Origin of the sequence: Helicobacter labetoulli, assembly GCF_003670275.1 — a bacterium.
Taxonomy (GTDB): domain Bacteria; phylum Campylobacterota; class Campylobacteria; order Campylobacterales; family Helicobacteraceae; genus Helicobacter_C; species Helicobacter_C labetoulli.
On sequence record NZ_QXJF01000003.1, the window covers coordinates 130,648 to 150,698 of the forward strand.

General features: G+C 36.8%; 19 protein-coding genes and 2 pseudogenes. 15 read left to right on the top strand and 6 right to left on the bottom strand.

All coding sequences use genetic code 11. From position 1 onward, the window contains the following. Nucleotides 1-116: 116 nt before the first annotated feature. The 3 genes and pseudogenes from EBF12_RS02130 to EBF12_RS02135 form a co-directional block, all read right to left on the bottom strand. A pseudogene (locus tag EBF12_RS02130) lies at nt 117-1,451 on the bottom strand (type I restriction enzyme endonuclease domain-containing protein); the annotation flags it as partial. A 32-nt stretch (nt 1,452-1,483) separates the two neighbouring features. Further along, nucleotides 1,484-1,801 carry a hypothetical protein gene (locus EBF12_RS11625; RefSeq protein ID WP_167444781.1) on the bottom strand — a complete coding sequence of 106 codons (318 nt, stop codon included), beginning with the start codon at nt 1,799-1,801 and terminating at the stop codon, nt 1,484-1,486. 295 nt (nt 1,802-2,096) lie between these two features. Then, nucleotides 2,097-2,357 (bottom strand): hypothetical protein, encoded by a 261-nt coding sequence (locus EBF12_RS02135; RefSeq protein ID WP_121726197.1) that lies wholly within the window; start codon nt 2,355-2,357, stop codon nt 2,097-2,099. 65 nt (nt 2,358-2,422) lie between these two features. Here EBF12_RS02135 and EBF12_RS02140 point away from each other — a divergent pair, with 65 nt between their 5' ends. The 13 genes and pseudogenes from EBF12_RS02140 to EBF12_RS02200 all read left to right on the top strand — a co-directional run bounded on the left by EBF12_RS02140 (nt 2,423) and on the right by EBF12_RS02200 (nt 16,065). Then, nucleotides 2,423-3,013: a Coiled-coil domain-containing protein gene (locus tag EBF12_RS02140; protein ID WP_121726198.1), complete on the top strand. Its 591-nt coding sequence runs from the start codon at nt 2,423-2,425 to the stop codon at nt 3,011-3,013. A 229-nt stretch (nt 3,014-3,242) separates the two neighbouring features. Continuing rightward, a pseudogene (locus EBF12_RS02145) lies at nt 3,243-4,428 on the top strand (phage capsid family protein). A gap of 286 nt (nt 4,429-4,714) precedes the next feature. After that, entirely contained in the window at nt 4,715-5,077 is a 363-nt protein-coding gene (locus EBF12_RS02150) for a hypothetical protein (protein ID WP_121726199.1), read from the top strand. Between the two features lie 408 nt (nt 5,078-5,485). Then, nucleotides 5,486-5,881 carry a hypothetical protein gene (locus tag EBF12_RS02155; RefSeq protein WP_121726200.1) on the top strand — a complete coding sequence of 132 codons (396 nt, stop codon included), beginning with the start codon at nt 5,486-5,488 and terminating at the stop codon, nt 5,879-5,881. Between the two features lie 5 nt (nt 5,882-5,886). After that, a complete protein-coding gene (locus EBF12_RS02160) occupies nt 5,887-6,513 on the top strand; it encodes a hypothetical protein (protein WP_121726201.1) in 627 nt (208 codons plus the stop codon). Continuing rightward, complete coding sequence (locus tag EBF12_RS02165) at nt 6,503-7,090, top strand: hypothetical protein (RefSeq protein ID WP_157979032.1); 588 nt, start codon at nt 6,503-6,505, stop codon at nt 7,088-7,090. Before EBF12_RS02160 ends, EBF12_RS02165 begins: the two co-directional genes overlap by 11 nt. A gap of 313 nt (nt 7,091-7,403) precedes the next feature. Further along, complete coding sequence (locus EBF12_RS02170; protein WP_121726203.1) at nt 7,404-8,153, top strand: hypothetical protein; 750 nt, start codon at nt 7,404-7,406, stop codon at nt 8,151-8,153. Nucleotides 8,154-8,225: 72 nt separating this feature from the next. Continuing rightward, nucleotides 8,226-9,983, top strand: a complete 1,758-nt coding sequence (locus EBF12_RS02175) for a hypothetical protein (protein WP_121726204.1) — start codon at nt 8,226-8,228, stop codon at nt 9,981-9,983. Nucleotides 9,984-10,004: 21 nt separating this feature from the next. Beyond that, nucleotides 10,005-10,625: a hypothetical protein gene (locus EBF12_RS02180; RefSeq protein WP_121726205.1), complete on the top strand. Its 621-nt coding sequence runs from the start codon at nt 10,005-10,007 to the stop codon at nt 10,623-10,625. Between the two features lie 14 nt (nt 10,626-10,639). Continuing rightward, on the top strand, nt 10,640-11,875 hold the full coding sequence (locus tag EBF12_RS12255; RefSeq protein WP_341865578.1) for a hypothetical protein: 1,236 nt from the start codon (nt 10,640-10,642) through the stop codon (nt 11,873-11,875). 18 nt (nt 11,876-11,893) lie between these two features. Beyond that, nucleotides 11,894-12,463: a phage terminase large subunit family protein gene (locus EBF12_RS12260; protein ID WP_341865579.1), complete on the top strand. Its 570-nt coding sequence runs from the start codon at nt 11,894-11,896 to the stop codon at nt 12,461-12,463. Nucleotides 12,464-13,264: 801 nt separating this feature from the next. Next, nucleotides 13,265-14,077 carry a hypothetical protein gene (locus tag EBF12_RS11025; RefSeq protein ID WP_157979033.1) on the top strand — a complete coding sequence of 271 codons (813 nt, stop codon included), beginning with the start codon at nt 13,265-13,267 and terminating at the stop codon, nt 14,075-14,077. 44 nt (nt 14,078-14,121) lie between these two features. Next, nucleotides 14,122-16,065, top strand: coding sequence for a PBECR3 domain-containing polyvalent protein (locus tag EBF12_RS02200; protein WP_121726208.1), 1,944 nt, complete (start codon nt 14,122-14,124; stop codon nt 16,063-16,065). 94 nt (nt 16,066-16,159) lie between these two features. Here the strand turns inward: EBF12_RS02200 and EBF12_RS11030 are convergent, their stop codons facing one another. From EBF12_RS11030 to dcd, 3 genes are all read right to left on the bottom strand, one after another. Continuing rightward, nucleotides 16,160-16,327: a hypothetical protein gene (locus tag EBF12_RS11030; RefSeq protein WP_157979034.1), complete on the bottom strand. Its 168-nt coding sequence runs from the start codon at nt 16,325-16,327 to the stop codon at nt 16,160-16,162. Nucleotides 16,328-16,431: 104 nt separating this feature from the next. Further along, nucleotides 16,432-16,683 (bottom strand): hypothetical protein, encoded by a 252-nt coding sequence (locus EBF12_RS02205; protein ID WP_121726209.1) that lies wholly within the window; start codon nt 16,681-16,683, stop codon nt 16,432-16,434. Further along, complete coding sequence (dcd, locus tag EBF12_RS02210; RefSeq protein WP_121726210.1) at nt 16,661-17,239, bottom strand: dCTP deaminase; 579 nt, start codon at nt 17,237-17,239, stop codon at nt 16,661-16,663. The genes EBF12_RS02205 and dcd overlap by 23 nt, the downstream gene beginning before the upstream one ends. Before the next feature lie 346 nt (nt 17,240-17,585). On the opposite strand from dcd, the gene EBF12_RS02215 reads away from it, so the two are divergent. Next, the gene (locus EBF12_RS02215; RefSeq protein ID WP_167444782.1) at nt 17,586-19,127 is read left to right on the top strand and encodes a hypothetical protein; all 1,542 of its coding nucleotides are present in this window, start codon (nt 17,586-17,588) and stop codon (nt 19,125-19,127) included. A gap of 7 nt (nt 19,128-19,134) precedes the next feature. After that, nucleotides 19,135-20,051: LPD3 domain-containing protein (locus tag EBF12_RS02220; protein ID WP_157979035.1), on the top strand; the 917-nt coding region annotated here is incomplete at its 3' end.

Here is a 20,051-nt window from a genome sequence, read left to right on the forward strand (position 1 = left end):
CTAAAGGCTCAGTATGACAAGTGGGGTTAGTATGACAAAGGAATGCTTAAACATTACAAGCAAAAAGTGTTAATGACGCGAAAAAATGAGTGCAATAAGTTTTCTATCTTCATACATTATTCTTTGTTTGCTAGCTCTTGTGCGATAAGCTCGGCTTGTTTGATGGCATTATCCACGCCTAGTTGTATGCTATTTGGCGGATAGCCATATTTCTTTAGCATCTTTTTTACCGCAAGTCTAAGCTCTGCTCTCACACTCTCACGCAAAGTCCAATCAAGCGTAGCATTCTCTTTAATCGTAAAAAATACCGCTTTGCTTAGCTCACGCAGTTTCTCTACGCCCATAATCTCTTCTACTTCCTTAAACTCACTCAATGCTTCATAAAAGGCATATTCATAATCGCTTAAGCCTGAATCTTGTTTTTTCTTATCACTTGCGATGAGTTCTTGGCTTAGCTCTATTAGCTCTTCAATGACTTTTGCGGCGTCTATGAGTTTATTTTGATATTGCATTAGAATCTGATGAAGTTTTTCATATAAGCCTTTGCTTTTTAGCTCCTTTGGGAGTCGTGCTTGTAACTCATCATTTAAGAGTTTGCGTAAAGTCTCTAGTGCGATATGCGGATATTTATAATGTCTCATACCCTCTAAAAACTCATTTGAAAGGATAGAGATATTTTCTGTTTTGATTTGACTTTTATCTAAAATATCTATCATGCCCTCACTTACTAGCTCTTTATCAATGACTTGCTTAATAAGGCTTTGTTTGAGGGCATTATCAGCTTGGGCTTTAGAGTATTCGCTCTTTTTAATGCGATTTTTTAATAACTCAAAAAAGGCAATTTCTTTTGAAATATTCTGAATCTCATCATTTGGTAGCACCATAATGTAGGCTTTCACAAGCTTCACCACCTCATCTAAAAATCGCTTTTTTAGCTCTTCATCACTTAGAATCTTATCTGTGATTTGCGAGAGTAAGTCAATCTTACCCCTTGTATCTGCTTGAAAATACCCCATATACTCAAAGCCGTGTAACATTTGCCTTAATACTTCGTGCTTTTCATAGACGACATCTACTAGCTTTTGCTTATCTACAAGGAAGTTTTGGGATTTACCCTGTGTGTAAAACTGCAGGGCTTTTTGGAGCTCTGCCATAATACCTATATAATCTACAATTAAGCCAGAGGGCTTGTCCTTATACACGCGATTTACCCTTGCGATTGTTTGCATAAGGGTATGTCCTTTCATCGGTTTGTCAATGTAGAGTGTATGCAAGGGTGGTGCATCAAAGCCTGTTAGCCACATATCACAAACGATGATAAACTCTAGGCAGTCATTTATATCATTTGCCCGATTTGCGATATATCTTTGCTCTTCTTTGCTTGTGTGAAACTTGGATAGCTTTGCACCATCACTTGCACTTGAAGTGATGATGACCTTTGCCCTGCCTGTTTTCCCTGCGACAATTAAATGCACTGCTTTTACTAAGTCAAAATAAAGGGCTTTTTCTCTATATCAAATCCCGCAAAAATAGGCAGTTTATATTCTTGTGATTGTGATAAAGAGAGAGCATTTTCAATCTCTATTTTGCTAGGATAGTTCCACTCAGAATCTATTTTTTCTACTTCAATATTATAAGTCCTTACTAAACCCTTTGTGAAAAACGCCCTGCTACTACCAAGTGATGAGTGGAGTATAAGCCTAGAAGCGTTTAAAAAGCAAGGTTTGCAAAGACAATTAAACAAAGCCCTGCAAGATAAAGATTTTAAGTTAGCAGAGCTTTTAAGAGGGGAATTAATCAAAATGAAAACAATTTCCTTTTGATTTCATAGCCGTTGGCTTAAAAAGCCAACTTAAGACCGCTTGTACGGAATAAATTTAATGATTTCACTTCGGGTATCCAATGCGACAAGATTGAGAATTTTGGCAAAGGCACGGACACCAAGTCCGCTAACCTTTACCAAAATTCTCAAAACTTGCACAGCAACACCGCGAATTTAAATCATAGTGAGAATCCTCACCCCACACCCCCGCAAGATTCTAAGATTTTGCAAGATTCACAACAAGCACAAGAAACACACAAGAGCCAACGCGGATTCAGCCTAGAATATCATTAAGCTTATTATATTTAGGACTATCAGGCAATATAAGCTCTTGCTTTGGAGCAATAGGCAAAGTCAAAGGGGGTTTTTGCTTTAAAAAAGGGTGATAGAGATAATCATAAACAAGCAAAAAAATCACAACACTACCAAAAAGACCTAATACACCCCCCTTAATCTTTTTGCTTATCTTTTCATTGATTAACACAAGAAAACTCACACATAGCCCTACCACTAGCCCTGTATATAATTCAAGCATTTTTAACCCTTGAAAGTTTTTTTCATTATAGCACACTTGCAGAGAATTTAAAACAAGGAGACAAAATGGATAAGCAAGAGCCAAGCCTACAAAATAGTCCGCCACCTGATAGCATAGAAGCAGATGAGCAAGAGAGAGATGCTCTAGCTAGTGAGCTTAAACAATGTGAAGAAAGCATTGAGAATAATTTTGCTAAATCTTGTGCGGAGAGCTTAAGTGCTGATGATGAGCTATTTTTTGCAGATAAAGAAGCTTTTATCAAGCTTATATTACAAAAGCAAAATGAGTTTTTAAACAGCGAACTTACGCCTAAGATAAAAAGGCTAAATGAGCTTGATAACCAAATAATGCAGAAAAAAACATTTGCGGATATAGAACAAGCACAAGAAGCTTTTTTACAAGAAAATCCAGAAGCCAACATTGATGAGCTTATGAGCTTTTACAATGAAGATTTAAGCCCAAGATATAAAAAAGAGCTAGATAATCTCAACCCTAGCGACTTTTTTAACGCCCTTTATGAGCTTTTTAAGCAATCTTTGGGTGGAGGAAAGCAAGAGGCAAAAGAGCAAGAAAGCGAGGATTTACCCCAAAGACTAGAGGGGAATCCAAGCGAGGCAGAAGGGGTGAATAACACCTCTCTAATGAATAGATTTTAGGGTGTAGGCTTTTTCTTTTGGGTGCTTTTGGTAGAGTTTGCAATTTGTTTGTGTGATAGCCCTTTTGGCTTATCTCCGCACAAATTGCTACACAACTCCCAAAATCATCACAAAATCTAAAAGCCTTAGAAAAGCGAGTTAGCAATACCGCAGGTCTTAAGTGTAGTTTTGTTAAATCTTACAATTTGGCAAAGACAAGCCCATAACAAATTTAAAAGGAGTAAATACAATGTTAGAAGGACTTAATGAAGTTAATATTTCACAATGGAAAACCGACCCAAATGTCAGTGTCAAAATAGGACAAGAGATTGAAAAAGCAAGTTGGCTAAAAAGCCCTTTTGAACCTTTTGTGGGGCGTGGTAATGATAGGGGGGGTAAGAACTTATATTGTCAATGACACCCAGCCCTATCGCCCAAGACTTAAAGCCCAACTTACAGGAAGCGGAGTAAGGGGGAATAGTGATTTTGATACAAATTTTGATAACCTTGAAATTTTATCTCAAACCATCTACCCCGAAGTTTTAGGTAATGCCATTAAAAGCGAAGTAAAGCACTACTCTGAGATTAAACAAATTGATTTTGTAAAAGAAGCGAGTGATAGCCTTACACAATGGATTACAGATAGGCGAGATAGGGCGTTAGTTTGTGCTTTGAGTAATGATTTTAGCAATGCCGTGGTATGCGACAAAACCAATGGCTTTAAAAAAGCAGAAAAAACTCATCAAAGTGTAAGCGATTTATCAAAAACCATTACCGCTGATGATAAAATGAATGTCAAAGCCTTACGCCGTGCGATATTCCAAGCAAGAGCGGGGATAAAATATGATGGAAGCCAAGCTTTCCCTATAAAACCCATTAGAAGCGAGACAATCACACAGGCAGGTATTCCCGTGCAAAACTACTCTTATATCATTTTGCTTGATAGCTATGCTATTAATCAGCTTAAAGAGGACAAAGAGTGGCAAGAAATCCACAAACACGCAGGGGACAGGGGCGATAAAAATGCTCTTTTCACAGGACTTGTAGGAATGATTGATAATTGCCCTATTATTGATATGGGCGTTTGGACTAGCCTTAATGTCGGTTTGCTTAATAGTGAGGTGAGCGATAGCGAGTTTAAAGCACATCTCAATATGCAAAATCACAACAAAGTTACCCCACCAAGCAGCTACGCAGGAACTACTACTCCTGTAAGTATAGGGGCATTAATCGGGGCAAGTGCGTTAGTAATGGCAGGAAATGATAGTGTGAATTTCTACATCAGTGAGAGTGAAGATGCAGGGCGTAAAACAATCTGTGGTGTAGATAGAATCCTAGCCATTTCTAAGGGCAAGTTTGTTAGTCCCCACGGCGTATCAAGTGTGTATAATGATACAGACTTCGCCGTAATAGGTCTTTTCTCAGCTAAAGTATGATGATTTTACTTCGGGCAATCATTTGTGCGATGTGTGCGGATTTTAGGATAGTCATTACCCTTTAGGTAACTCCTACCCTAAAATCCGCCCAAAGCCCACAAAGCAACGCCACGAATTTAAATCATAGTGAGTAGAGTAAGTGAGCTTTTTAAGCCTTATGAAATAAAACGAGCTGCCCCCCGCAGGGCTTTAGGAGCGAAGTGCGGATTTATTCTGCACAAGCGGTCTTAAGTAAAGTTTGTGCCAAACTTTACGGCTGTGAAATAAAATAAATAGGAGCAAAAAAATGAAAAATCAAAAAGTCAAAAATATCAGTTATCTTTGCAAGGCGGAATTTGCACTAGCAAATATAGAAAAAAAAGAACTTGTTGCTTTGCCAAGTGGAGCTGAAGTTGTAAGTGTGAATTTGAAAATCACAAAAGCCCGCGCAGGTGGAACAGTAAGCATAGGGCTTGATGATGAAGCAAATGTGTTTCTTAACAATTCAGCCACAACAAAAAGCTTTGCGCAATCTGCCACCTTACTTACTTTAAAAGACAATGGCGTTATCACAGCAAAAATTACAGGTTGTGATGGTGTGAGCGAGGATACAAAGGGTGTGCTAAGGGTGCTTTACTTTTTACCAAGTGAAATATTAGTGGAGTATTAATTAACACTTGAGAATCTAAAAAAAACGAGTTGATGAATGCGTAAGCACTCACTAACTCAAGCTTTAGGAGCGAAGTGCGGATTTATTCCGCACAAGCGGTCTTAAGTAAAGTTTTGTGAAAAAACTTTACGGCTGTGAAATAAAATAAAAGCCCCAAGTAGCAGAGCGTGGATTAATCTTAATTACACTTGACAACTATTACACATAATAGTATTATGGCAATTAAGATTCTTGTGATAATCTTAACCATAGTAACTTCCTTTGCAAAAAGTAGGTTACAGCTAGAGAGGTGCAACTCTCTAGTGCAACCTCTACTTACAATTATATACCACAATCCTTTTTAACCCTTTTAAATCCTCTAGCTTTTAGATTTAATACAATTTCATTTCATATAAAAGGCTAAAAAATATGCAAGTAACTCCTTTTAGTTCAAGTATTTATGGACAAAACTTATCCTCCGTACTTTCTGGTGGTACGAATATGCCACTAGGACAATTAGGCAATCTTTCTAACACTGCAACACAGGCAGGGACTGGAGTAGCTAAATTTTCAGGTTTTAATAACCTTATGAGCGGGGTGGGTGCTGGAGTATCTGCTGTGGCGAGTATAGGGAGCTTATGGAGTGGGATAAGTGCAGCGGATAAACAAAATAGAAGAGCAAAAGAGCAATTAGATTTTGCTAAAACGCAATTTAATACAGAAAATGAACGCTTTAAGAAAAGAGAAGAAGAAAGACTAGAAGCTAATAAAGCCGTTGCAGAATCGGCAAATGCGTATGATCTTAATCCTATGACAAGGAACTAACTCTTATGCGTGAAGTAATTTTTAATGATTTCACTTCGGGTATCCAATGCGACAAGATTGAGAATTTTGGCAAAGGCACGGACAAAAATTCTCAAAACTTGCACAGCAACACCGCAAATTTAAATCATAGTGAGAATCCTCACCCCACACCCCCGCAGGATTTTGTCATTTTTGCAAGTGTGGGTGAAATCCTTGCGGATTGCACGAGCGGTAAGCAAAAATCTAGCCGAGACAAAAAAGCGGATACAACAAAGCAAATAACACTTCACTCCAAGTATGGTAGCAAAAAAGCCACTTTTGAAACTACAAGTGCGAGTATAATGCTCCCCTTTACAAAAGGCGGAGAATATTTTGTATTTGATGATGTGCGTTTTTTTGTGATTGCAGGAGAGGGAGCATTGTATTACTTAGATTGTGTGAAAGCATATGATTTTGAGAATTTGGAAGCAGAGTATTTAGAGCAGTTTTTGCTCACAGGTAAGCAACCGCGAGATTACAAACAAAGAGAGCTTATAAAGGATTTTTTATACATTGATACAAAAAACATACAAAAAGGCAAAATGTATCTTTTGCCAAAAGATTATGAAGCCTTACAAATTCGTATAATGGGTGGTTTTGTTTATGATAGTTGAAGACATTTTAGTAAAAATACGAAGCAGACTAAAAGATGAGGATTATAACGACTTGCGTTTTAGTGATGATGAGATTATAGATAATCTCAATAATGCTTTGAGTTATCTCATAGGCACTTATGATTTTAATTTGCAAACTAAAATCACAGAGCTAAACCCCACGCATAAAGACATAAAAATCCCTTCTTTACTTAAAATCAAAAAAGCTTATTTTAATAACAAAGTCTTAAACACACGCACAAATATCCAAAAATCCCCCACCGAGCCTTTATCGCTTTTCATACACAATGAGCTTATTTCAGTTACGCCATTTAAAGAAGGAGAATTAAAACTTATTTATAATGAGTTTGTGCCACTAAAAAGCCCAGAAGAGAAGATAGATTTACCTTTTTTCGTAGCTTATTTTTTGGTATATGGCACACTATGTAATATTTTAGAAGTCAATACACAAGATGAGAACTACAACAAAATCGGCTTTTTTTTGAATCTTAAAAAGACGGAGGAAAACAATATTGTGGCAGCGATGAATAGAATCTATTGCAACGACAAGCTACAAAGCAAAGTAATAATGATTTAACTTCGGGCAATCATTTGTGCGATGTACGCGGATTTTAGGATAGTCATTACCTTTAGGTAACTCCTACCCTAAAATCCGCTGTGAAATCAAACGAGCTGCCCCCCCCCCGCAGGGCTTTAGGAGCGAAGTGCGGATTTATTCCGCACAAGCGGTCTTAAGTAAAGTTTTGTGAAAAAACTTTACGGCTGTGAAATAAAATAAAAGCCCCACAAAGCAACACCGCGAATTTAAATCATACACAGGATTCTAAGATTTTGCAAGATTCACAAAAAACACAAAAAGCCAACGCGAAACCAACAAAAAGGAATGAAATATGCACATACTCCGCTTCATTAGAAACTTTATCAATGTTAGAAACGCCCTCAAAACTGAAAACTTCAGCACAAAAGAGCTTCACACCATAGCCTTGCAATCTTGCGTAGAGTATGAAAAACTCTATCTGCAAGAACAAGCTCAAGTTTTGCAAGAAGAGAATCTAAGGGCAAAAATGCAGCTAGATTTTCTCAATGCCCAAGCCACACTCCAATCCACAAAAGCCCAAGTGCTAAATACACTCGTGCAATGTCAATCTATGCTCAAATCTCTCAAAGATAACGCAGCAATCAATAGAGCTAATGCAATGGTATCTTTCCTGCAAGTAGTGGGAAATGTTACAAATGGTGGGGGAATATCTGCTCATTCAAATAATGTTATGCAAACCATTAATCTTATAGGCTTAGATGATCAGAGCCAAAAGCTCAAAGACTTTTTAGACAAGGTAAGCGATGAGCTTAATGACTTGCAAGACTTGCAAAAACTCCAAAAATGCACTCATATTTACGCCCCAAGCTTAGAAACCCTGCCAAATATACCTATAAGAATCTATGCCTTTAGCACATTAGAAAATGCAACAAATTATTTTTTATTAGAAAATGGTGAAACACATAGTGGCGATACAATGCTCTTTAAAAGCCAAGAGTTAGGAAAGCATAAAATAGAGTTTATCTCACAAAACGACCAAAAAACTGAAAAAAGCGTGATTGAATTGCAAGTGAGCGATGAGAGTTTAAGAGGGCTAAAATAAGCTTTTTAACCCTTTTTTAAAAACTTTAAATATGTTTTAATTGTCTTAAAATCCACATAAAAAGGATACACAATGCCAAGAAAAGCAAAATCACAAGTTCAAGAACACACACAAGAGGAGCAAAGCCCACAAGAGCAAATCCCCGAGAGCGACACTCTGCCACAAGAGCCAAGCACTGAAGTGGATTCTAAGGAGAATACCGAGAAAGAAAATGGCAATACCGAGAGTGAAAATACAAAGCAAAACAAGGATAACTCACAAGAAAAAATAGAAAATGAGAATCCGCCTAAAGTAGAGCAAACACCACAAGAGCCTAAAGTAGAGCAAGAGCAAACACCACAAGAGCCAAGCTCTGAGAGTGATAAGACACCCGAGCTTATATTCCCTGCCTTGCCAGAAATCCCCTCCTTCCCCTCAAACCCAGATACATCTATACCACAGCCACAAGAGCCTGAAAACACACTGCCTGAAGATATATCCCATAGTTTTATAGACAAAATCACACAAAGCCTAGAAAAAAATCAAGCGTGGAAAGAGCAAGTGCATTTGACACTACAAGGCTTAAGTGTGTTGTTAGAGCGATTTAATAGCATTAAGCATATTTTTGAGAAAAGCTATAATTTGATAAAAGAGGATAAAGAAATCCTAGATTCTAAAAAAGACACACCCAATAGTCAATATAATCACTTTTTAAGTGTTTTAAATAGCTTCAATCTTTACTTCAATTCACTTAAAGAAAGCCTCAATGTCAATATGCAAGTGATTATCAAAAATATGAATGTTTGCATAGAACGGGCATTTTTATGCGAACAAAGCCTTACTCAAACACAAACTCAATGCAATGATATTTTAGGATATAGGGAGGATATACTGCTCACGCTAGAAAAGTTAAAAGCCCTAGAAGCCCAAAGAGAAGAGCTTTTGCAAATTTATGCCAAAGGCAAAACCTTTATAGAAGAAATCACTCTAACTCAACAAAGCATCTTAGAATCTCTCAGCCAAAAGCTTGTAGAGATTAAAGCGGAGTTAAGCACACATAGCGGAGATTTGCACACGAAGTTGCAAAATGCAAAAGAGCTTTTAGAAGCAGATTTACAAGCCCAAGAGATTAATGCTTTAGATCATATCAAAGCACAAATCCGCTTGGTAGATTCTAAAACAACCGAGCTAGAGCAGAATTTTTTAAACAAAAAAGCCCAGCTAGACCTAGCACACCAAGAAATTACGGCTGCTAGAAAAACATTAGAAAATGCAAAAGTGGAGTTTGAAAACAAAAATGATGAATGTATAAAAAAACTACAAGAAAGCACGGCTAACCACACCATAAGCCTAAATAATGTCAAAGAGGAGCATATCATCAGCCTAAATAACGCTACAAAGCAGCATAGTGAGAACTTAGAGGATATAAAAACCGCTTATAAAAAAGAGTTAGATTCAGTATGTGCGGGGGAAATTGCTATTTTAAAAAGATATATTGAGCAAATACAAGCTAGAACCACGCAGTTTGGGGCTAATTTCAAACGCGTAACATATTTGGAAAATGCCACCTTTACCCCGACAGAGGATCATATTTACTATTATGTCTTTTTACAAGGTGGAAGCGGAGCGGACAACTCCGCAAAACAAGGGGACATTACAAGCTTTGGCACTCATTTATCAGCTAGAGGGGGCTTAGGGGGTGTAAATGGCAAAGGTATGCGTGGAGAATGTGTAAGTGGCTTTGTTGAAGTTACTGATCGTTCGTCCATAGAAGTGAGTGTGGGACAAGGTGGGATATGTATCATCTCCTACACCACCAAAGAAGCTACAAGGGCGGATACCCAAAGCTGAATTTTATAAAAAGGAGAAAAAATGCAACCACAAGACATTAGACTAGGACTATCCCACTACCAAAATATAAGCAACGCAATGGATAAAAGCGTGGAAGCACAAAATATGATGACCCAAAGCTTTGAGCGTCTTGCCGATAATGCTATGAAATTTAGCGATTTTTTTGCAAGAAGACAGGAGGCAAAAGAGCAAAAAGCTTTTAGAGAAAAAGCCTATAATGATGAAAAGGCATACAAAGAGCAAAGAGATAGTATCAATGATGAGCGATACACTAAAGAGTTTGATGAGAATAAAAGGCGATATGATAGTGATTTAGCTTTAAAAAACAAACTCACTAATGCACAAGTAAATCTATATGGCAAACAAGCCACAGGACTGCATTATGCCAATCAACTCTCTAAAGCCCAAAATGCTACTGGTATTCTTGCTTTAAGACAAAATTTGCAAAGCGGTGGGGGAAATGATGTAGCCACAAAAACTGCGGAAAATGCTACGGATTCATCTTTGTTGAATTTGGGCGGTAATAATGCGTTAAATCAAGCCCAAAAAGAATTTAATAAGCACGGAGTAAAAAAGACTGCAACTATGGGTTCAAAATCCTTACCAAATCTTACAAATGACAACATTGCGAGTAGATTTTAACACTCCTTAAGACTATGGATAAAAAAAATATACAGCAAGAAATTATCCTTAGAACCTTAGCTCAAAAGGATTTATACTCATTTTTAAAACTCAAGTGGGAGCGGTATAACAATGCACCTTTTATGGAGGGGTGGCATATACAATACCTATGCAAAATCCTAGAATCCACACTTCCTAATGATTGCCCGAAGTTAAATCATAGTGAGAATCCACACCCCACACCCCCGCAGGATTTTGTCATTTTTGCAAGTGTGGGTGAAATCCTTGCGGATTGCACGAGCGGTAAGCAAAAATCTGGCCGAGACAAAAAAGCGGATACAAGCAGACAAGAAACACACGAAGGCGAAGTATTTGCGAGTGATTTTAATGGTTGTGAAGCTTTGAGTGCGGAGACTAGCCATAAGGGCTGTCGCACACACGAAAAGCAAATATCCCTTAAAAGCACCGCAAAGACAAGCCAAACAGAACTTATTACAAGGTTAATGATTAATATGCCTCCCTCTTATGGCAAAACCGAAATCATAGCTAGAAGTTTCATCGCGTGGGCGTTGGGTAAGGATAGAAAAAGAAAGTTTTTTTACATCTCTTATAGTGATGAATTATGCAGGAAAATCGCCAATCAAGTGCGTGATTTACTCAAATCTAAGCTATGGAGCGATGTGTTTCTCTCCCCTCCGCAGTTTTTGCAAGATAACGCCCAAGAGTTTGTTTTACGAGAAGGTGGAGGTTTGTTTGTAACCACGCTAAAATCTGCCCTAACAGGCTTTCACGCTCATCAAATCCTTATAGATGACCCTATAAAAGTAAGTGAGATGAGTTCAAGGGCGGCAAGAAATCTTGTTAATCAAAATTTTAAAGAATCTGTGCTATCGCGTTTGCAAGATAATAAAAGTAATATCACTATTTTAATGCAAAGGCTTGGTGTAGATGATTTATGCGGATTTTTACTTAATGAGCGAGAGTTTGACAAAGATGTCATCAATCAATGGAAGCAAATAAGCCTTAAAGCCATTGAAAAAAAAGATACGACCTACACACAAGGGGACTTTAGCTATTTTAGGAAAAAGGGCGAGTCGTTATTTAGAGCTAGACACACAGAAGCACAGCTAGAACATTTGCGTTTGCAAATGGGAAATGATGAATTTTCATCTCAATATTTGCAAGAGCCCTTAATCACAAGTGGTGGATATTTTGATGAGCAGTATTTTAGCTATATTTGGGGATACGAAATAGGCAAGGTGAATACTTAGATCTTTGTAGATAATGCTTTGAGTTTAAAAGCAAGTGCGGATAATAGGGCGTTATGCGTAGTGAGTGTGGAATCTTATAATGAAAATGTGCGATATATCGTGCAAGATGTGCTTTTTGGTGTGTGGAGCGAAGAGAATACAATCAAGCATATTTTAGAGCTTAAAAGCCAATACAAAACCGCAAAAACTTATATAGAAAGCGAAGGTGGGGGCTTAATCTTACATAGGTTGCTTTTGAGTGAATTAGCTAAATTTAACCAAAAGGCAAAGGAGCAAGGCTTAGAGCTTTTAAGCGAAGATATTTTCTGCTACACGCCTAGTAGAAAAATAAGCAAAGTAGATAAGATTAAGGCAATGCGACCTTTTTATAACACAGGGCTTTTAGTATTTAATCACAATGCAAGGGGCTTAGAGCAGTTTAAAAAGGAGCTTTTTTCATTTAACCCCGATAAACCTTTTAGAAAAGATGATTGTATAGATGCCTGTGCGAGTGCCTTAATCCATAGTGATGTCAAAGCTCCTTTGAGTGAAAGCATTGAATGCGTTCTACCAAGACATAGAAAAAAAGCAAGAAGTTGGAGAATCTAAAAAATTTTAACCCTTTGCATTCTCTCTTTGTTTTTATACACTTCCACTTAGTCGCCCCTCTCCTCCTTTAGAAAAGTAAAAATCAAATGGGTAACTGCATACTTTAAAGGGGCGGCTATGAAACAAACAAAAACGAGTTGATGATTTAACTTCGGGCAATCATTTGTGCGATGTGTGCGGATTTTAGGATAGTCATTACCTTTAGGTAACTCCTACCCTAAAATCCGCCCAAAGCCCACAAAGCAACACCACGAATTTAAATCATAGTGAGTAGAGTAAGTGAGCTTTTTAAGCTAAAAAAACGAGTTGATGAATGCGTAAACACTCACTAACTCAAGCTTTAGGAGCGAACAAGGGCTTTGCTCTTGTAAGCGGTCTTAAGTGAAATTTGACACAAATTTCACGGCTATGAAAATAATAATGAAAAAGGATTTCAGTGAGTGAAGTTTTTAACTTTAATTTTGACAAACTCCAAAAACAATGCATAAGCAAAGAAGCTACACTTAATTTTTTAAAAACAAAAACGGAGAATAATTTTAATTTTGATGAGTTAGAGAATACTTTTAAGTCAAATGGCTACACGCAAGAGCAAATCACAAATGCAATGTATCATAGTTTGCAAGAGGCAAATAAGAGCGGGGATTTATGGCTACGCCCCTTGCCTCAAAATGATTTAGTCTCGGGCAATCATTTAGGAGATTATGAAAATTTTGAGACCGCAGACTCTATGTATAGCCCCACCGCGAATTTAAATCATAGTGAGAATCCACACCCCTGCAGGATTTTGTCATTTTTGCAAGTGTGGGTGAAATCCTTGCGGATTGCACGAGCGGTAGCGAAAAATCTAGCCGAGACAAAAAAGCGGATACAAGCACACAAGAAACCCACAAGGGCGAACAACAAGCGGATACACCAAATTCTAGCCAAAAAGACAAAGGATTCTTTGAATGGATTTTAGAAAACATAGGCTACAAAACCGATAATGTCAAAGCCGTAAACGCAGAGGCTGATAAGCTTTTAAGAGAAAGTGTAGAAAATGGCAAAGATTTAAAAGACTTAAGCGGGGCAGAAAAAAGACGACTTCACGAGCTTTATAGCGATAATAAGGGCTTTTTTGAGTTTAACTCAATGGAAGCAAGTTTAGAGAAAGAATACAACAGACTGAAAGAAAAGCAAAATATCGCACAAATCAAAGACCCCAAAGACTTAACCCAAGAGCAAAGAGAGATAATCGCCGATGACTTAGGAGCTATTCAAAATGCGTGGGATTATTTTTTCACAGATGAAAAAGAGGTCTTACAACAATGGCAGGAAAACTATAAGGCAAAAAATGAGATTTTACCACAAACACAAAAAGCTATCGCCTTTTTAGATAATATCCACAAGCACAAAAGTATAAGCAATGTCATAGAATCTGCCTATAAAGGAGAGATGAATAAAGAAGCCTTTGAAGATTATTTGGGAGAAGTGGAGAAAATCGCCACAACGGCTGGATTTGATGAAATAGGCTATAACAAAAAAAAGGTGAGTTATACTTCTACAAAGGAGAGAATGCCTATAAAGTCAATCAGGGCTTTTTTGATAACTTTACCAATATTTTATCGGCAAATTTAGGAAGCATAGGCGGTGGGGTAAGCGGTGCAATCGCATGGGCAAAAATGGGTAAAACCCCACAAACTGCAATGATAGGAGCAATCATCGGCGGTGGGGTTGGGGCTTTTAGCGGTGGGGCTACTGATGTGCTTATTGCTAATACTTATTTAAATAGAGAAACACACTTTGATGAGCTTATCCGCCATGCCACTGAAGAGGGGGCGTTATCAGTGGTGGGCGATGTCGCAATAGCGGGTATTGCCAAATATGGCGGCAAAGCCCTAGCCAAAGCACAAGATTTGCCATTAGGTAAGATTATAGACTACACGCCCATTTTGGGATTTGCCAAAAGGGCAGTAGATGGCAATGCAAGTTCCGCTCAAAAGCTCATAGATAAGACTTACACACAAGAGCAGATGTTGAGCTTAAAAGAAGCAGGTGAAAGTTTTGGGGCAACTCTTAGCTTTAAAGGACAAAAAGGTAAAAATCCTTTTAAAAGCACTTTTGGTGAGGATAGTAGCTTTGCTAAAAGTTATGATTTTTTGCAAAATGCCCTAAGTTTGCCTACACAAAGAGCAAGGCAACAAGAATTTATACAAGCTATAAGAGCTGATGAAAGTGGGCAACTCTTAGCTTTTTTAAGTGAAGCTTCCGCCCAAAGCCCAAAGGCTTATGATAATATGCGTAGCATTTTGAATGCCACAAGCTTTCAGGTTAAAAAACAGCTAGATAATCTTAATTTAAACAAAGGCGATATAAAAGCCGTATTTGATGAGCTAGAATCTGGCACAAAACAAAGCTATGATGAAGCGATAAATAAGATTATAGGCGGTATCTACAATGATAGCTATAAGGTGAATCTAAATGAGCTTAAATCCCTTAGCAAAGAGATAGACAAACCCATACAACAAGAGCAAAAAGGAATCTACAATGTAACATATAATGGGAAAAACGCTACACTTATAAAGCAGGATTTAGAAAGTGTGGAGAATGCTATATCTTTTATGCAAGGCACACGCTATAAGGGAGCAAAACACGAGAGAATAAAACATTTAACAGACCCTAGCAAAGCAGGATACATTACAGATTTAGAATTGGTCAATTTAGGAAAAGACATAAGAGAGTATCTAGCAAAGCATAAAGAGCCTTTTATTGATACAAACGGAGCTAGATTATATGAGTGGGAAAAAGATAGCGTAAGGTTTAGAGCGGTAGTTAATGATGTAGCGGATATGGACTCTAACCCCACCACCGCTACACAAGAAATTATAACATTTTATAGTGATAGAAACCTTAAAGACAAAATGCAGTTTAAAAATCCAAAATTAGAAAATGTTAAGGAGCATTATACTCCAAATAACCAAACCTTTAAAGTCCAGCCACACGAAGTAGATGATTTTCAAAAACATTTTAATTTTAAAAACAAAAAACTACTTTTAAGAGAATTACGAGAAAATGAAATCGCTCACGCTTTAAAATCGCACGGCGATGAAATAAAAGAAACACAAAGGGGCAATATCGCTATCACAAGGGCGGATATAGAAGCAAATTACCCACGCATTACACAAAAATATGATGAACTATTTTTCACTAATAGAAGCGTGATTTATGTAAAGCAGGTTAATGGGTATCATATAGGTATTGAAGAGGCATTATTAGGGCAAGATAAACTTATTTTTAAAAGCCTGTGGAAAACCAAAGGGAATTACAACAGGGAAGTTTTACTCAAAAATGCTAAGGCTAACCCATATCCACATAATGCAGATGAAGTGGCAAAGAGTGAATCTATCTCTAATCCTAGCTTAGAGCAGGGCTACCCACAACAATATCACCTTAGCACCATAGATTCTACCACAAACAAAGTCTTTAATCAAGGTGATATAAAGTTTGATAGCTTGGGAGACTTTGAGTATTTTGCTAGACTAAGCGGATTTGAGAATATCCCACAAGAAAAACTACAATCCGCTCATACATATATTTTAGAGAATCTGAATAGGCTGGAGTGTTAGATTACTCTTTGACACACAGAAGCGGTGCGAAACATCATATAAAAGGAGAAATTTGAGAATCTTGAGCTTTTTTCTTTTGTATATTACTTGCCATTTACAAGAGACTTTCTAGCAGTGATATGGTTCGGATTTGATTATATGCAATAGTTTGCTTTTCCCTAATGCTAAGAGTTATTTCGCCTAGATTTTTTGTTTTTACACCACTTTTTTTTAAATCACTATGCCACGCACTAAAAAATAATGCCGTTTTTGTGCTTTTCATTAACTTCCCCTTTAGAGATAATTACCTAGATTTTAGCACACTTGGCTTAACTTTGCTTTAACCTTATGCTTTTAACCCTTTTAAAAATCCCATTTGATTATTGCTTATTTTTCTTGGTTTTTATATACCTGCAAAAGCCTTATGATAAAAGTATCCCATTGCGTATGCTCTTTATTTTTAAGCATTTTTAAAATCTCACTGCTATTGTTTTCATTTCTATCTAGTCTTAAGCCTAACGAGTTAAAACTATCATAAATATCATTTAGCGTTGGCGTTAAATGCTCTTGTTTATTCATAGTGTCCTGTATGGTATTTTGGATAATCGCAACAAGCTTATTTATTTTTGAGCTTTGCAAGGATTTCTCCTATTTCTTTATCATTAAACTTAGGAATTGAAAGCTCGCTTTCATTTTGATATTTTGAATCATTGAGTGAGCCATAGGGGATAGCTTCGCCTTTTAATTCACAAAACAATAATTGCATAATCCTTATATAAGGCGGGATTTTAACAATAGAGTTAGAGGCGTTGAAAATCACAATAGGTAAATTTCCATTATATCCGGGATTGACATAAGATGAAATAGGCAAAATCAAACCTATTCTAGCAAATGAACTGCGTGGCAAAACTATACCGCACATTGTGTTTGGCATAGTGATAGTTTCCACACTTTTTGAGTAAAGATAACTTTGAGGCTTAAGCTCATAGCCCTTTGCTAAATCCACTTCCTTATAAATATCCTTGCATAAATCTTCCACGCTATCCACTTGAAATAAATCAATCATATCATTATTTTTTTTGACAAATGCCTTGTCATCAATGCTTAAATCAATGCTACTACCCCTTATATTATTATCATTTAAGGCGGTGATATTGTGGCGGATTTTTTGCAATTCACTTGTAGCTAAAATCATTCTACAATTCCTTTAAAACAATTGCACAGATTTTAACACACTTGGCTTAACCTTGCTTTAACCTTACGCTTTTAACCCTTTTAAAAATCCCTTATCTTTGCTTAAATACCTAATAAAAATCAAGCTTTAGGAACAAGGCAGAATGCTAAGTTTGCAGTTTAGTAAAACTTCAAGGTGAAGTATTTTCTAAAGAAACTTCGTTTTGTGATGATTTTGCTTGTTTTGCAGTGGCGAACACAAGGAGTTTATTGAGAATAAATGACACAGTGTGAGCCAAAAAATCAAGTAAAAGCACACAAAAGACAAGCCAACGGCTATGAAAAATAATGTAAAAAGGCTTTAAGAAATGTATTGCTTAGATAAACTCCAAAGGGAACTTGCTCATTTTTTGGATATAGATTTAAGAGACTTGCCAAAGGTGCAAGAGATTTTACAATCTCAAGGCTACACCGCAGTTAAAAAGAATGATGAGATTATAGAGCTAGGCAATGGCAAGAATCCCAAGCAAAAAACCATAGAAAAAGTGGAATCATATGCTAAAAGTGATGAGTTTAAGACTTTAAGCAAAGATAAGCAAGAAGCTATTTTAAGCCTTAAACATATAGAACCAAGCCCTATACCACAAGAGATAAGTATAAAAGATTTAGAACATTTACAGAAGCATTTTAGCGACAAGCTAGATAAAGAACAAAGGGAAAAGTTTCTAACTCTCTTTAAAGATACAAAAGAGAATCCACATATCGTGCTAGAAGTGCTTAAAAACGGCGAGATAAGACAAGAATATATAAAGGCATATCAACATAAAGAAAGCAAAGATTTGTATTACTTAGCTATTAGTAAAGACCAAAGAGATATAACAGGGATTCCAACAACACAAATACAAAAAGTGATAAATGATGTAGTTAAAAGTAACAGAGTATTAAAGAGAGCGGAGAATTTTCAAGGAATCAGTAACACCGCCGCGCCTTTGCCTAAGCAAACAAGCCTTGAACGCTCAAGCGAGATTATACCACAACAAAATAACCAAACCTTTCAAGCTTACAAGCAAAGCCTAGAATCTCAAGGCATTCCTATTGAAAATGAAGTCAAAAGCTTTATTAGCTTTGTTGAAAAAAACATTTATAATGAAAATGGCGTAAGTTTCAATCAACTCAATAATGCCCTTAAAACACTTAATAGCTACTATAAAAAAGCCAAAGACCCAAATTTCAAAAATCATATAAAAAACGCAATGGATAGCTTTTTAAGAGAGGATATAAAAGCAGGTATTGAAGCTATATTTTCACAAAATAAGAGTGCCTATAAAGATATAAGCTCTCTGTATGCCACAGCTTTAAGCGATTATGCGGATATGAAAGAAGTGCTAAAAATCGCCGATAAACTCAAAATCCGCAACGCCACAACTGAACAAAACAAAGCCTTAGATTCTTTGCTTAAACTTGCCAAGGGGCAAGGCGATAGGCTAGATAATATAAGCACCTTAACCAAAGCCCTAGATAAAGATAATAGAGCCTTAATTGAACTCAATATGCTACAAAGCCTTATTCAAAAATCCCTTTATGATGAAAATGCTTTGCAAGTTATAGATAGTGGCAAGTTTTTTAAAGAGCTACAAGCCTTGCATAAAGACACATTCCAAAGTAAAGAAGCACAAGATTTTATCAATATTATGAGTGATTTTGATAGATTATTTAAAAATGACATTCTCATCGCCAAAGCCTTAAAGCCTACGACCACAGGACAAATCGGCTCATCTATTGCCACAAGCATTGAAGGGGCGGTGAAGTTTCAAATGGTGAAAAATGCCTTTTCACATCTTGTGCGATTAATGCCTCATATCCCTTTTATGAGCGGATTAAACCAAAAAAGTACAAGGCTCGGCTCTTAGGTATCATTTGCAAAAAGCCTTAGAATCTAGCTTTTCTGTGAGTGAGCTAAAACACACCTTGCAAAATAGAATTGCCAAAGCCCCATACACTAGCCAAACAAAAAGCCAAATTGAGAAAATCTTAAATCGTGTGGATAAGGCACAAGATGAGTTAATAGAAGTGGCAGAGAAAAATGCACTTACTCTACAAAGAAAAGAAATATTAGACAAGCTTCAATATCTTAAGGGGAAACAAGCCACAAACAAAACAGATGGTAGAATGGCTTATATTTCTAAAGATGGATTAGAAAAAATGTTAAGCGGAAAAGCTATCGGCAAGAGCTTAGATAATGGCTTTTCACTTGAGAATCATTTACAAGCTGTGGAGAATGTATTAGATTTATTTACAAATGCTATTTTTATGCAATCTCAAAAGTCAAACAATAATAGTGCAGATATAATAGCATTCCATAAGTATTTAGCACCATTTGAAAATACAGATGTAAAACTAACAATCAAAGAACTTAATCAAAACGGAAATAAAATTTATAGCTTAGAATTATTAGAAATGTCCCCTGTGTTTAAACGCAACCTACCAAATGCAAACACACAAGGAGCAAAGGATATTATTCACACGGGTGAGGATAGGTTAAGCGAAGCTTCAACACCGAATAATACCCTAGAATTAGAATCTAAGTTAAGCACAAACACCATTATACCACAACCAAAGCAGGAAACACAAGAAATCCCACCTAGTGAGAACATATTTGCAAACACACAGCCGTCATTGCGAGGGAGCGAAGCGACCGAAGCAATCCACAAAGAAGCCCAGACGCCACCCAAAGACACACAAACACAAGAAACGCAAAAAGCAGAATCTAGCTTAGATGATTTATTTAAAAGCCTTAAATCTAAAATAGATTCTCTACCTAAAAAGCAAGTGGA